Source organism: uncultured Bacteroides sp. (assembly GCF_910578895.1).
Taxonomy (GTDB): Bacteria; Bacteroidota; Bacteroidia; order Bacteroidales; family Bacteroidaceae; genus Bacteroides.
In genome coordinates, this window is sequence record NZ_CAJTSC010000008.1 from 1 (window position 1) to 14,220 (window position 14,220).

Annotated in this window: 8 protein-coding genes; 2 read left to right on the forward strand and 6 right to left on the reverse strand. The window is 52.6% G+C overall.

All coding sequences use genetic code 11. The features are described 5' to 3' along the window. Positions 1–124: 124 nt before the first annotated feature. From QZ327_RS14390 to QZ327_RS03415, 3 genes are all read right to left on the reverse strand, one after another. Positions 125–2,683, reverse strand: a complete 2,559-nt coding sequence (locus QZ327_RS14390; RefSeq protein WP_366143337.1) for a DUF6250 domain-containing protein — start codon at positions 2,681–2,683, stop codon at positions 125–127. 58 nt (positions 2,684–2,741) lie between these two features. Next, positions 2,742–5,372, reverse strand: coding sequence for a DUF4962 domain-containing protein (locus QZ327_RS03410; protein ID WP_294617131.1), 2,631 nt, complete (start codon positions 5,370–5,372; stop codon positions 2,742–2,744). Positions 5,373–5,442: 70 nt separating this feature from the next. Further along, complete coding sequence (locus tag QZ327_RS03415; RefSeq protein WP_294617233.1) at positions 5,443–6,789, reverse strand: sulfatase-like hydrolase/transferase; 1,347 nt, start codon at positions 6,787–6,789, stop codon at positions 5,443–5,445. Between the two features lie 393 nt (positions 6,790–7,182). Here QZ327_RS03415 and QZ327_RS03420 point away from each other — a divergent pair, with 393 nt between their 5' ends. After that, complete coding sequence (locus tag QZ327_RS03420; RefSeq protein WP_294617133.1) at positions 7,183–9,393, forward strand: DNA topoisomerase 3; 2,211 nt, start codon at positions 7,183–7,185, stop codon at positions 9,391–9,393. Positions 9,394–9,534: 141 nt separating this feature from the next. Here the strand turns inward: QZ327_RS03420 and QZ327_RS03425 are convergent, their stop codons facing one another. Further along, on the reverse strand, positions 9,535–10,890 hold the full coding sequence (locus QZ327_RS03425) for a dipeptidase (protein WP_294617135.1): 1,356 nt from the start codon (positions 10,888–10,890) through the stop codon (positions 9,535–9,537). Positions 10,891–10,923: 33 nt separating this feature from the next. Beyond that, positions 10,924–12,000 carry a chorismate synthase gene (gene aroC / locus QZ327_RS03430; protein WP_294617137.1) on the reverse strand — a complete coding sequence of 359 codons (1,077 nt, stop codon included), beginning with the start codon at positions 11,998–12,000 and terminating at the stop codon, positions 10,924–10,926. A gap of 367 nt (positions 12,001–12,367) precedes the next feature. Between aroC and QZ327_RS03435 the strand changes: the two genes are divergently transcribed. Then, positions 12,368–13,894: a PCMD domain-containing protein gene (locus tag QZ327_RS03435; protein WP_294617139.1), complete on the forward strand. Its 1,527-nt coding sequence runs from the start codon at positions 12,368–12,370 to the stop codon at positions 13,892–13,894. A gap of 127 nt (positions 13,895–14,021) precedes the next feature. Here QZ327_RS03435 and QZ327_RS03440 read toward each other — a convergent pair whose 3' ends face one another. Continuing rightward, on the reverse strand, positions 14,022–14,210 hold the full coding sequence (locus QZ327_RS03440; protein WP_294617140.1) for a hypothetical protein: 189 nt from the start codon (positions 14,208–14,210) through the stop codon (positions 14,022–14,024). Between the last annotated feature and the right edge of the window lie 10 nt (positions 14,211–14,220).

A 14,220-nucleotide genomic window follows, 5' to 3' on the forward strand; every position in this document is an offset into this window, starting at 1 on the left:
TTAAGGTTAACAAAGGTTGGAGTACAGCGGTACTCCTTTTTTTATGCCCGTACGCCATGTAAGGGCAGAGCCGTCAGAGGGAAGAGAACGTAAAGACGCTCCCCCCTGAAACTCTGTTTTTTTCTTACCGTCTCTTTATCACCAATTTGCTTTCACCGGTAGCCTGCCGCGGCAGGATTGTAAAACGGATGCGCGTAAGCTTTCCCTGCTTCCACGAATGGATTAATTTTGGGTCGGTCAGTTCGATGATGTCTGTCTCGGGAGAGAGGAGTGCTTTATCGTATTCCAATCCGAATTTGCCGGCTTCGCCGGCAAGCGTGATGTTCTTGTTGCCGTCAATCTCTACCTCACAGCAGGTCATCAGATGCAGTTCGCTTGGTTTGTTGCAGGCGGACAACTCCCATTTGTCGGTGATTATGAACTCCTTTTTTCTGCGTAATGTATAGTTGCGGATCCAGCTTTTCACGTTTGCTTCCTGCGGATAGGCAGGGGCTATGTCCACCTGATAGGATACTGTGCGGGCTGTGGCGTTGTACTGCTGGTTGTGTGCGGCAAACTCCCTGCCGTGTTTCTGTGCCGTTCCGTTGATAAGCGGCAGGTTATGATAATCGGATTGCATGGTCCATATCGTGTACCGCTCCGGTCCGAAAGTCTGCCGGGTGTATGTGCCTACGCCTGCGTCTATGAGCACCGGCAGGGCATCGTAATAGAGGATGCACGAACCCGCATCATTGTGGTTGTGGCTCTCCTGATTGTGCCCGCCTTTGGCTGCGAAGAAGAATCCGGTGCTTTTGCCCGCTTCGTCGCGTGCCGTGCAAATCTGTGTATCCTTGAACCAATAACTGCCGGTCAGCGGTTCCGCAGGCGGGCAGTCGATAATCTCTTTGTACATGAAAAGCTCGTCCAATGCGGAAGCGAAATAACCGTTTGTCCCGTTCTTGAAACTGTTGTTCTGCCTTGCCATGAACGAGGCGAACCTCATCATGGCAGGGTCTCCTATCAGCTTGCCGTATTGGTAGAGGATGCCGGGGCTCGGGCTGACTTGGGGAGCCGAGTCGGCAAAGTTCACGAAGTAGTTGCCGCCGATGTGCACCCGGTAAATGTATTGCGCCATGTTGCGCAGGCGGGGAGAACCGAATATGTCCACCTTGTTTCCCGTCACCTTGGCAAGCAGGTCCAGAAACTTCAGGGCATAGCCGGACGCCCCGCTCCAGTAGGTAGGACCTTCGTCGCAAGCCCCGTCCTCGTGATACATGCTGAAAAAGTAGTCGGTAGACCGCATCAGCTTCCATACCCCCTGCCGCACGCGCTCCGGGTCTTTCTCTATCAGCATCAGGGCTTGCAGTACGTTATAGTTTATCCACGGGTTCCAGTTGTTCACCTGCTTGCCGCCAAATCCCATCCACCAGTAATCGTCCCGTGCAAAGTAGGGGTCGATAAGGTTCCTGTTGACTTCCTCTACAATCCGCTGGTTTATCAGCGGGCTTACCTTGTCGAACTCCTCTTTCAGGAAATAGTAGGTCCATGCCATCTGTGCGCCGATGTCTCCCACCACCAGTTCGATGGTCGGCTCGTTCCTGTCGGGCAGCCCGGAGCGGTCTTGCTGGAAACTGAGGTGAGCGGAGTGTATCCAAGAGGTTTCGCACAAGAACCATACGCCGTCTATGATGGCATCCATGAACCGCCCTTCACCCTCCGCCAGTTCGGCGATGGTCAGCGCCTGCAAGGCTTTGTGGTTGGCGCGTCCGGTGCGTATCTCGCCGGTGCGCTTGAAGGCAAGGTAGTCCGAAGCGAGGTCGGGTTTCCACACATGTTTCAGGGCACGTTCTCCGTTCCCGATGATAATCTTCCTCATTTCCGGGTCTATGTTGTTCTTCCAGGACTCCCGGTCGGCATAGGCGGGATAGTCCACCCAGCTTTGCCGATGGCGGATGGCGGCTCCCAACTCTTCGTACGAAACGGTTTGCTCGAGCAGGCGTCTTCCCGCCACGTGGGCGGCGGCGCTCTTCAGGTCCTTCACCCGGAAATCTGTAAATAAGGTATGGTTTTCCAGCAGGCGGAGCCCGAAGTGCCCGTCCCCTTCGCGCTCCCTGACGGGCAACCGGAAGAGTTCTTCACCGTTGATGCGATAAGTGGTGATGCCTTTTTCCACGCGAATCTGAATGTCATACCATGTATCGGGCAGTAATAAATGCGCCTTGTCCGTGTACTCCTTGATTACGGGGCGCGCCACGTCATCGCCCGTATCCGCCGTTTTGGCAAAGTACCGGCGGAAGCGTGTGGTGGAGTTATGGTTTCCGCCATATCCCACATAAAACAGGCTCAGGGTTTTGTAACGTTGGAAGATGCCGTTTCTCCAGCCACTGCGTGCGAAGAGGTTGCCGGGATGCTCCGGGTCGTTGGCTGCCCAAAAGCAGTTTAAGTCGCTAAGACGGTCGTATCTTCCGCCCTGCATCGGCATCTTCACGCGGTAACTGATTTCATAGTCGCCCGTAAGCCGCCGGTTGTACCATAAAGTAAGCCCTTGGGGGGCGGTAATCTCCAATGTGTCGCCTGCCACAAGGATTTCCGCCTTGCCGGAGTGGTCTTCTATGGTCCAGTTCTTCAAGGCGGTTTGCGCCTGCGCCATCAGGGGAAGCAACATGAATATGCTTCCTGAAATGAGTCTGTGAAGGATGTTCATAAACATTGTTTTATTGCTGTCGGTATATTGGTTGGATATGACTGATATAAACTATATCCTATATTTCCACTTCCGGCACTTCGTCTCTCAACTCCGTCTTTTTGCCGTTGTCGCGTATCACCGTTGCCCCGTAGTTCTTGTAACTTACACTTGCATCGTGTCCTTTGCGCGTGTTACGCACTTCGAAAGCGGGCTTTCCGCCGGTGGATATGTTGGCTTTGATATTCCAGTCGCCCACCTGTATGCTGCCGTCCTTCAGTGTGCGGGGAGCGTCCTGTCCGGAGCCGGTATCGCTCTCTTTGGCGTGTGTATGCACGATAGTGGCAAAGCGGTAGACCTTCTGCCTGTCCGATGTGGCGGTGAAGTGCCAATGGTTGGGATAGGGCTTGAAGTGCCCTTTCTCATCGGCACGCAGCCAGTTGACGGCAGGCACGAAGAACCGGTCGGTGGTGTCTGTCTTCAGCGTTCCGGCGGAGAAGAGGTAGGCGTCCGACACGCCGTCCTTGCTGGTGGCACGTATGTGTACGTATTCCTTGGCGTTGTCTACGTGCATCGGGTTGGTCACCGTATGCAGCAGGTAGCTCCAGGTTACGGGTTCGTCTGCTTCCAGCTCGTCGTATATGAAAGAGTAGCCGCTTTTGCCCAACGTCACGATGTGGCGGCGGTAGGTTTTCAGTCCCGTGTCATCCCAGCCGTTTTCGGGAGAGTACTCCAGCTTGCTCTGCTTGCCGCGCAGCAACCAAAGCGGGGAGATGACCTTGCCGTAGGCGTTGGATGCGTCTCCTGCCACATAGCTGATGTTGTCGCCAACGTAGTGGCGGGGCACCCAGCCGTAGCCTTCCGTGCCTATGCGTTGCCCCATGCCGTTGACGAGTATCGTGTTGTGCGCACGGGTGGCGCGGTGGCAGTACACGCTGTGCTTGTCGGTGAAGCTGACGTGATGCCCGCTGCTGTAGAAGAGCGGCTGTCCGTTCCAGAAAGTGTTGAAAGCGTTCTGGTTGGCTATGGCGTGCGAGGTGCTGCCGTACGGGCTGCTGCGGAAGCTGAGCATGGCGCTCGTGCGGGTGTCACCCAAGTTGGTGGAGAACGAAGCCAGTCCGCTCTGTGGGAACACATGCCCCATAGGCAGTTCCTTCAAGCCCGGGCCTTCGGGCAGGGGCTTGTCGCATTGAAGGCGGAACCAGGCGAGCCCGCCCGCTTTCGAGGTGCTTCCCTGTTCAAGGATGTCGGGCTGGCGGGCACTGATGCGCCGCACATAGTCTGCGGCATAGGTGTTGCCTGTCATGCGTGCCAGGGCATCGGCGTAGCCCACGCGCGTACCGCTCGGCGTAAGGATGTTCTGGTGCGAACTGCCGTTACCGCCCGATTTGGAGAATGGCGGTTGCTGGTAGATGACGTAGAGCGCGTTTCCCTGATACCACGGGTCGGAGAAGTAATCGTAGCCCGTAAGGCGGGTGTAGAAATAGGGCACCTCCACCAGCGTGCGGATGTTGACGTGGAAGTAGGAGTCGCCGTTGTGCCAGGCACCGTCCTTGTTCAGTCCGGGGAAGCGTGCCAGCCACAGGTTGTAGCAGTAGTCTGTCCACGCATCGGCCTCGGGCAGTTCGCCGTAGACGGTGAATGCCGCCATGGTAAGGATGCGGAACGTCATCTGCCACACGTGGTTGTCGGCAATGTGGTTTTCCAGCCGGTTGAGGTCGTGCATGTACATGCTGCTGCCAAAGGCTTTTATCTCGTCCAGCAGGAACTTGCGCGTGGTATCGTCCAGCACATCATACAGCGCGTCGTATGCCATGGAGCAGAGCGAGAGCAGGGTGGCTTCGTTGAAGTCGCCCACCACGTTCTTGTTGTCTCCCCAGGTCGCCATTTCCTTGACGCGCTTCACGGCTTCGTCCGCATAGCGGCGCTCTTTGGTGAGCAGGTAGGCGCGTATCAGCACGTCCGTGTTGGCTTCTTCGCTGTCGATGATGCGGCGGCTCTCGCGGGTGAGCATGGCGCTTCTTTGTACTTCGTTGGCGAGTCCTTTTGCCAGGTCCGAATTGATGTCGTTCACGGACTTCATCGGGGTGGCAAGCACTTTGTCGGCGCGTTTCAGGTAGGTCTGCCGTTCGGGCTTTCCTTTACTGCGCTTGATGAAGCCGTCCCAGTCGTCCTTGTCGAGCCACACGCGGGGGTGATGGGCGGGCAGGTTCTTAAGTACGGTCTTCAGAGCAGGCGGACAGAACTTGCGCGGATTGGCTTCTACCGTGAATTGCAGCGTATCGCTCCATTCGGTTTTGCCGTCCGCGACATAGCCGTATTGCCAGTACCACGTGCCCGGAGCCGGGTCTTGCACGGGGTTGAAGAAGGGGCGGCACGTCTCCACCTGCACAGTGTTTTCCTGTGCGAATGCCGGATTTTGCGAGTAACGCAGGAAGTAGCGCAGCTTGCTCTTGTCTATCTTCTGCGCGGGGGCATCTTCTGCCGCGCCGTCCAGTCCGCTCCGCAGGATGTTGAGATTTGCGGGCAACGGCCATTGGAACGACACGGCACGGTCGGCAATCGTGGCGCCGTCGCGTGGCGAGGGAGTGGCGCGCATCTCGTGCATAAGCATCGTGTCGGAGAGTTTTATGGTAGCTCCTCCGGCTGTTTGCGCCTGTGCGCAGAGTGCCGGCAGGAGGAGTATGAGGGCGGATATGATTTTGTTCATAATATGTAATAATGTGTCTGTTCACCTCCGTGGGGGGATGATTTTGTTTGTCTCTAAGCAGCGTGTCCCATTATTTATAGGCACTCTGGTAATTGGCGGTTTTGGGCAGTGTTTTTCCCGGTACGTCGTGCAGTTTGGGGCGTGTAGGCCTGATTTTATACGTGTTCATATACTTCTCAAGAATGTCGCGGTGTTGTTGCGCCACTTTCCCGTAAGCGTTTTCCATCATCAGGTTTCTTGTCTCGCCTCTGTCGTTCTGCATGTCAAAGAGCTGTTCGCGGTGCCTTCCTTTGTCGTACAGTACATATTTGTAGCGTTCGGTACGCACCATCCAGCCGCGCGTCTTGCTACCGTCGAAGCGTGTTTCGGTGATGACGTATTCCTGGTGGGGAGCTTGCGGATTGCCCTCCTCGGCTATTTTGCGGAACGATTTTCCGGCAGCGCCTTTGGGCAACTTGGTACCTGTCCAGTCACAGATGGTGGCAAAGAAGTCGACACCGTTGCTGACAAGTTGCGGCAGTTTTTCGCCCGCGTGCTTCTTGCCGGGCAGGGTCACGATGAACGGGATGTTCACCACTTCTTCATATAACGCCGACTTCTGGTTCCAGTGGTGCGCGCCTATTCCGTCACCGTGGTCGCTGGAGAAGATGACGACGGTGTTCTCCCACAGGTTGTTCTTGTCGATGGCATCGACTATCTTGCCTATCTCGCGGTCCACTTTCTCTACCAGCCGGTAGTAGGTGTAGCGATACATGCGCCAGTCTTCGGGGGTGAAGGTGGCGGTGGGATAGACGTTGAAGTTGTTGGCACGTTCGCTTTCGATGACATCGGCATCGTAGGGGCTTTTGGCAAAGTTGGGCGGAAGTCCCGGGCAGTTGCGCAGTTCGGGCGTGTCCAGATTGCCGTAAGGCAGGTTCTGGCTGCGCGCATATTCGCAGATGTTGTGCGGATTGTCGAACGAAGCCACCAGGAAGAAAGGTTTGGCGTGCTTCTTGGACAGGAACTGTACGCAAGCCTCGGCAAGCCCGTTGTCGCTGTGCTTGTACAGCAGGTCGAAGCCGTATTGCTTGTCGGGGACATCGAGTTCGGGCACGTGCCACTTGCCGCCGTACGCACATTCATATCCGGCGTTCTTGACGAGTGTTCCCAGTATCTGCGTCTTCAGGGAGTCGGGCAGCTGGGCGCCATTGACCGACAGTCCCACCGCATCGGGATAGTGGCCCGTGAACATGGCGCCGCGCGAAGGACCGCTGAGCGGTGCGGTGCAGTAGGCATTTTGGAACATGATGCCGGCAGCCGCCAGCCTGTCAAGGTTGGGGGTGTGCACATCCGGGTTTCCGGCGCAGCTCATGGCGGATGCCGTATGCTGGTCGGTGAAGATGTAAATGATGTTGGGACGTTCGGCGGCGTGTGCCATTGACGGAGTAAGCAGGGAGAGGCACGCTATGTGCTTCATTGAGATTTGTTTTACCATATTATTAGTTCTGTAAGTGAATGTTTGAAATTAGTTTGTCTTCGATTGCTAAATTACGCCTTTTTCCATGTACCTGCGCATCTTATTGTTTTTTTTGTGGTGCTGAATGTCTCATGGATTGTCAATTTTGTACAGTTCTCTTTTAAATTTGTGCTAAATGTCCTTACGGGGTGTTTTCGGCACGGCTTCTGCCAATGAAAGAGCCGTGCCGAAAACTCCCTTAAATGAAAAAGCCGTATGTTTGGGAAGGTGCGCCTTATTTGGCGGTACAGGATAATTTCATTTGTTTCTCCTCTCGGTTTGCATTATCTTTGTCCCGTCTAAAAAGAAAAGTGAATGATAGTTTGTATTGCCGAAAAGCCTTCTGTGGCGCGTGACATAGCCGATGTGCTCGGTGCGAAAGATAAGAAAGACGGATATATCGAGGGAAACGGATATCAGGTGACTTGGACGTTCGGCCACCTCTGTACCCTGAAAGAGCCGCACGAGTATACGCCCAACTGGAAGTCGTGGAGCTTGGGGAGCCTGCCTATGGTTCCGCCCCGTTTCGGCATCAAGCTTATCGGTAATCCCACCTATGAGCGCCAGTTCCACGTGATTGAACACCTTATGCAGCACGCCGACATGATTATAAACTGCGGTGATGCCGGGCAAGAGGGAGAACTCATCCAGCGTTGGGTGATGCAGAAAGCCGGTGCGCGCTGTCCGGTGAAACGCCTGTGGATTTCTTCGTTGACGGAAGAGGCCATCCGTGAGGGGTTTGCCAAGCTGAGGGATGCGTCCGACTTCCAGCCGTTGTATGAGGCAGGGCTTTCGCGCGCCATTGGCGACTGGCTGCTGGGCATGAACGCCACCCGCCTGTACACCATGAAGTACGGTCAGAACCGGCAGGTGCTTTCCATCGGACGCGTGCAGACGCCTACGCTTGCGCTTATCGTAAACCGCCAGCTCGAGATACAGAACTTCGTCCCCAAACAGTACTGGGAACTGAAGACGGTGTATCGCGATACTACTTTCTCCGCCATTCTCCGCAAGAGCGACGAAGAACTGGTTTTGGAAGCGGAAAAACAGAAGGAAGGAACTGCCGCCAAAGCCGTCAAACCCGAGGACAACCGGGGTATAGAGCCAATCACGGACCGCGAACGGGGAATGGCGCTGCTGGAACAGATAAAAGACTCGCCTTTCGCCATAACGAACGTCACCCGCAAGAACGGCAAAGAGGCGCCGCCCCGTCTGTTCGACCTGACTTCGTTGCAGGTGGAGTGCAACAGGAAGTTTGCCTTCTCTGCCGACGAGACGCTGAAGACCATCCAGTCCCTGTACGAAAAGAAAGTAACCACCTATCCGCGTGTGGACACCACTTTCCTAAGCGATGACATCTATCCCAAATGTCCCGGCATACTGAAAGGCTTGCGCGATTATCAGGCGTTGACCGCCCCGCTGGAAGGGGCTGCGTTGCCGAAGTCGAAGAAGGTGTTCGACAATTCGAAGGTGACAGACCACCACGCCATTATCCCTACAGGCCAGCCGCCGCAGAACCTGACGGATATGGAGCGTCGCGTGTTCGACCTGATTGCCCGCCGTTTCATTGCCGTGTTCTATCCCGATTGCCAGTTTGCAACGACCACCGTCATAGGAGAGGTGGAGCAGATAGAGTTCAAGGTGTCGGGCAAACAGATATTGGCACCCGGCTGGCGTGTGGTGTTCGGCACGCCCTCGGCGCAGGAGGAAAAAGAGGAGAAAGGCGGCGAGGAGGAGAACGTGCTCCCCGCATTTACGGTAGGAGAGAGTGGTCCGCACCTGCCTGATTTATACGAAAAGTGGACGCAACCGCCACGCCCTTACACCGAGGCCACCTTGCTGCGTGCGATGGAGACCGCCGGCAAGCTGGTGGACAATGACGAACTGCGCGATGCCTTGAAGGAAAACGGCATCGGGCGTCCATCTACGCGTGCCGCCATTATCGAGACGCTCTTCAAGCGCAACTATATCCGGAAAGAGAAGAAGAATCTGATAGCTACCCCTACCGGTGTGGAACTTATCCAGATTATCCATGAGGAACTGTTGAAGTCTGCCGAACTGACCGGTATCTGGGAGAAGAAGTTGCGCGAGATAGAGAAGCGTACCTACAATGCCGGGCAGTTTCTGGAAGAGTTGAAGCAGATGGTGTCGGAGATTGTGCTGAGTGTCCTTTCCGACAATAGCAACCGTCACATCACCATACAAGCCCCTGCTCCGGAAAAGGGCAAAGGAGAAAAGGCTTCCGCCCCATCGGGCTCTGCCGATAAACCGAAAAAAGAACCGAAGAAGAGAGCGCCGCGAAAGCCTGCGGCAAAGAAAGCGGAACAATCTGCTGATGCCGTAAAGCCCGCTTCGGACGCACAGCCCGTTTCCGGCGTGCAACCTGCTTCCGGCGTGCAGTCTGCCGATGCGTTGGTAGGACAGCCTTGCCCGCTCTGCGGAAAGGGAACGGTGATTAAAGGAAAAACGGCTTACGGCTGTTCGGAATGGAGAAACGGTTGTGCATTCCGCAAGCCGTTCGAGTAAAGAAAGGGTGCCGAAACACGGGTGTGTCGAAACTCTCTTATTAACCAAATCACCCCTGTCACAGATGTCTATGGCAGGGGTGATTGGTGTATTTGAGGTGTTTCGACACACTCTCGTTTCGGCATCCTTCCTTGGACGGTATCAGTAGTTCAGGTGGAACTCGACCACCGCCTCAATGCCTTTGCGCAGGATATCTAACGGGATGTTCTCGTTAGGCGAGTGAATGGCGTTGGATTCCAAGCCGAATCCCATCAGTACGGTCTTTATGCCCAGCACCTGTTCGAAGGTGGAGATGATGGGAATGCTTCCACCCCGGCGTACGGCGAGCGGTTTCTTTCCGAAAGCTTTCTCAAAACCTTTTTCCGCAGCTTGGTAGGCAGGGAGAGTGATGGGGCATACGTAACCTTGTCCGCCGTGCATGGGAGTCACTTTCACCTGCACGGTGTCGGGAGCGATGCTTTGAATATAATCGGCAAACAGTTGGGAAATCTTATGATGCTCCTGATGCGGCACCAACCGGCACGATACCTTGGCGTATGCTTTGGAAGGCAGCACGGTCTTGGAACCTTCGCCCGTGTATCCGCCCCAGATGCCACATACATCGAATGACGGACGGCAACTGTTGCGCTCCAGCGTACTGTATCCTTTTTCGCCGAAAAGGGCGTTTACGCCGATGGCTTTTTTGTATTTCTCCTCATCGAACGGGATGTGGGCTATCATTTCGCGTTCTGCCTGCGGCACCTCTTCCACATCGTCGTAGAAGCCGGGAACGGTGATGCGACCGTCGGCATCAGTCATCTGGCTTATCATGTTGCAAAGCACGTTGATGGGGTTGGCAACTGCGCCGCCGAAGTGTCCGGAGTGCAGGTCGCGGTTCGGTCCGGTCACCTCTATTTCCCAATAGGCAAGCCCGCGCAACCCGGTGGTCAGCGAGGGGAGGTCCGCACCCAGCATGCTGGTGTCGGAAACGAGGATAACGTCCGCTTTCAGCAACTCTTTATGTTCCCGGCAGAAGCCCTCGAGGCTGGGCGAACCGATTTCCTCTTCTCCTTCGAAAATGAATTTCACGTTGTGGGTCAGCAAGTTGTTCTTCACCAGGTATTCAAAGGCTTTTACCTGAATGAAAGATTGTCCTTTGTCATCGTCTGCACCGCGTGCCCAGATATGTCCGTCGCGCACTTCCGGTTCAAAGGGATTGCTTTTCCAAAGTTCCAGCGGTTCGGCAGGCATCACGTCGTAGTGCGCATATATCAATACGGTTTTGGCTTGCGGGTCTACAATCTTCTGCCCGAATACGATAGGATTGCCTGCAGAGGGCATCACCGATGCTTCGTCCGCACCGGCGGCAAGCAGCAGTTGCGCCCAGTGTTCCGCACATGCCGTCATGTCGCTGTGATGTTCGGGTTTGGCACTGATGCTGGGAATGCGGATGAGGCTGAACAAGTCTTCCAACATCTTGGGTTCGTTTTCTGTGATGTATTGTTTGAGGTCTTTCATATATGTATGTTTGTTTTAGGGTGACTCCTTTTTTTATAATTGCGTTGTCCGGTCAATCAAATAGAAATCAAGCAAAGTCATTGCCGCCATTGCCTCTACGATAGGCACGGCACGGGGAAGCACGCAAGGATCGTGGCGCCCGCGGGCTTTGAGCGTGGTGTCTACCCCGTCTATGTTTACGGTATGCTGCTCCATAAGCACGGTTGCCACCGGCTTGAAAGCTACGCGGAAATAGATATCCTGTCCGTTGCTGATGCCGCCCTGAATACCTCCGGAGTGGTTGGAGTGCGTTTCGATGCGCCCGTTATTGTTGAAGAACACATCGTTCTGCTCGGAACCTTTCATCTTCAAACCTTTGAAACCTTCGCCATATTCGAATGCTTTTGCGGCATTGATGCTGAGCATGCCCGCAGCAAGGGCAGACTGAAGCTTGCCGTAAATGGGTTGTCCCAGTCCGATGGGGCAGCCTTTGATGACACAGGTCACCACGCCGCCGATGGTATCGCCTTCACCTTTTATCTTGAAGATAAGTTCTTCCATCTCCTTTGCCTTCTCCGGGTCGGGGCAACGTACCGCATTGGTCTCAATCCGGTCGAGGTCGTAGGCGGTATAGTTTTCTTCCAGTTTGATAGGTCCTACCTGCGAGGTGTAGGCAGTGATACGGATGCCGAGCTGTTTTAATGCCAGCTTTGCCAATGCTCCCGCCACCACGCGCGAAATGGTTTCGCGTGCCGATGACCGTCCGCCGCCGCGATGGTCGCGTATTCCGTATTTTACGTTATATGTATAGTCCGCGTGCGAGGGACGGTAGACTTCTTTCAGGTTGTTATAATCGTCGGAGTGCTGGTTTTCGTTCCATACGATAAACCCGATGGGACAACCGGTGGACTTGCCCTCGAAGATGCCGGAAAGGAACTCCACCTTGTCCGCTTCCTTTCGCGGGGTGGTGATACGCGACTGGCCCGGACGGCGACGGTCGAGCTCCGATTGCACGAAATCCATGTCGATGACGATTCCTGCGGGAAATCCGTCTATTACGCCGCCTATGCCTTTGCCATGTGATTCTCCGAAACTTGTGAGGCGGAGAATGTTACCGAATGAGTTGAACATATCAATTGCTTTATATGGTTTATAATGAGAATAATGCGCCAATTTGTCTCGCAATAGGAGGTTTTGACTTTCTAAAGGTAGCGTTTTTTTTCATAAAACGTTTCAAAAGTTGCGATAAAAGATTTCTTCTGTTACTTGTCTGATAGATGGATGCTCCTTTTGTGTGTTTTGTTTTAAAACAACGCATCCGCAGTAGTGTGGTCTTGGGTGCTTGCAAATAGTACATATTTGAAAAAAAGAACATCTATTTTTTAGAAAAGACCTTGTTTACACTGTTTGAAAACAGTTATTTTGCACCTCGAAATATAAAAGAGAATATAAACTACTCCTTAACGATGTGGGAATTATTAACTAAACAAGTATTTGTATGAAGAAAAATTTGTTTTATTTGTTTGCATTGATTTGTTCAATGAGTTTGTTTACCGCTTGTAGCGATGATGATGCGCCGGATTACTCTAAGACCATTGAGGAAGAGATGGCGGGTGATTATAAAGGTACGTTGGACATCGAATTGGAAGGAACAACAATCGCTTCCAATATGCCGAAGAACATTGCTATATCCAAAGCCGGAACTTCTGCTATAAACCTGTTGCTGGCAGACTTTAATCTGATGAGCATGGAGTTGGGCGATATCGAATTGAAGAATTGCCAACTGAGTCGGAAAGATAACTCGTATTCTTTCACCGGAACTCAATCTTTGAATATAGAAAAGTATCAGCTTACTGCTGATGTGGTGGCTACGGGCACAATTGCAGAAGGCAAAATTACTGTTCTGTTGGATATCGCAGCCAAACTGAACGGCATGGCTCAAAAGGTGAAGGTGACTTATAACGGTACTCGTCTGACGGGGACGGAAAGCAGCGAAGCCAAGATTACGGCTTTCTTTTTCGATATGTCCAATGCAGCGAATGCGGTTGTCATCGAACAGCCGGTCATCAACGCCGACAATACGATTACTTTCAGAGTGGACGAGGCAGCAGTGGAGGCTGATGCGGATGTCTTGAAAGCTTTAGTTCCTACTTTCACTATTTCCGACAAGGCAACTGCTTCCGTAGAAAGTGGCAAAGCTATGGATTTTTCAAAGGATGTCGCTATCACTTTGGTTGCTGAGGACGGAACTGTGGCGGAATATGTGGTGAAGACTCCGGTAAAGAATGCTGTGATGAAGTTTTCTTTTGAAACATGGTATGTTACAAATGAAGGACAAGAAACCGAATATTGGAATCCGGAGCCTAAAGAGCAGCTGAGTACATCGAATGAAGGAGCTTCATTAATGAATAATTCTTTGTTAGGAACACCAATCGGTTTCCCTGTTATGCCTGAAGACAATGGATTTGAAGGTAAAGCTGCTAAACTGGTGACTTTGTATTCTAAAAGTCATCCTTTTGGTGGGATTGCTCCTATTACTTCGGGTTCTTTGTTTACAGGACAATTTAAAACAACCTTTCCTGCTTTAAAGTCTACGAAGTTCGGTATATCGTATTCAAAGAATCCGATACTTTTTAGAGGAGTTTATAAATATAAATCTGGTGATAATTATGTAGATGGTACTAAACAACCAGTAGAAGAGAATCTTGGCATAAAGGACGAATGTGCTATTCAGGCTGTACTTTATGAGGCGGTTGATGAGAATGGAGAGGAAGTCGTTCTGACAGGTGAAGATATTAATACTTCACAATACCGTGTTGCACTTGCTCAATTGGAAGATGGATCTGAAAAGGCTGAATGGACTAAGTTTAATATTCCATTCAAATATTTAGAAGGTAAGTCTTATGAAAAGGGGAAAGAGTACAAATTGGCTATTGTATGTTCTTCAAGTAAAGATGGTGACAAATTTAAAGGTGCTGTAAATAGTACGCTTATTGTGGATGAACTCGAAGTCATCGGTGAATAATAAGTATTATAAATAAATAGTAAAAAGAAGGTATCGGAAGCGAATACCTTCTTTTTTATTACCTTACCGTTCGCCTTATCGAAACCATACTATAACAAATAATATTTGTTGTCCTTTTGTCTTTTTGTCATTCCGCCCGTCTCTTCTGACAATTTGTATTTCCCGTTGCCGCAGAATCGGCTGTTTCCACCCATGTGTGCAGCCGGTAGGAAAAAACGGAACGGGAAACGCCCATCTTGCCGATAGCCAGCACGATAGCGAAATGTTTACAAACAAACTGGAGGGAAAGAACGCCGGAAATACCGCCTGCGGGCATTCCGCTTCAT

Excerpts from the sequence above, each read along its gene's own strand:
- QZ327_RS03410 (WP_294617131.1), bottom strand. The coding sequence starts at position 5,372 with ATGAACAAAATCATATCCGCCCTCATACTCCTCCTGCCGGCACTCTGC.
- aroC (WP_294617137.1), bottom strand. The coding sequence starts at position 12,000 with ATGTTCAACTCATTCGGTAACATTCTCCGCCTCACAAGTTTCGGAGAA.
- QZ327_RS14390 (WP_366143337.1), bottom strand. The coding sequence starts at position 2,683 with ATGAACATCCTTCACAGACTCATTTCAGGAAGCATATTCATGTTGCTT.
- QZ327_RS03435 (WP_294617139.1), top strand. The coding sequence starts at position 12,368 with ATGAAGAAAAATTTGTTTTATTTGTTTGCATTGATTTGTTCAATGAGT.
- QZ327_RS03425 (WP_294617135.1), bottom strand. The coding sequence starts at position 10,890 with ATGAAAGACCTCAAACAATACATCACAGAAAACGAACCCAAGATGTTG.
- QZ327_RS03420 (WP_294617133.1), top strand. The coding sequence starts at position 7,183 with ATGATAGTTTGTATTGCCGAAAAGCCTTCTGTGGCGCGTGACATAGCC.
- QZ327_RS03415 (WP_294617233.1), bottom strand. The coding sequence starts at position 6,789 with ATGGCACACGCCGCCGAACGTCCCAACATCATTTACATCTTCACCGAC.
- QZ327_RS03440 (WP_294617140.1), bottom strand. The coding sequence starts at position 14,210 with ATGCCCGCAGGCGGTATTTCCGGCGTTCTTTCCCTCCAGTTTGTTTGT.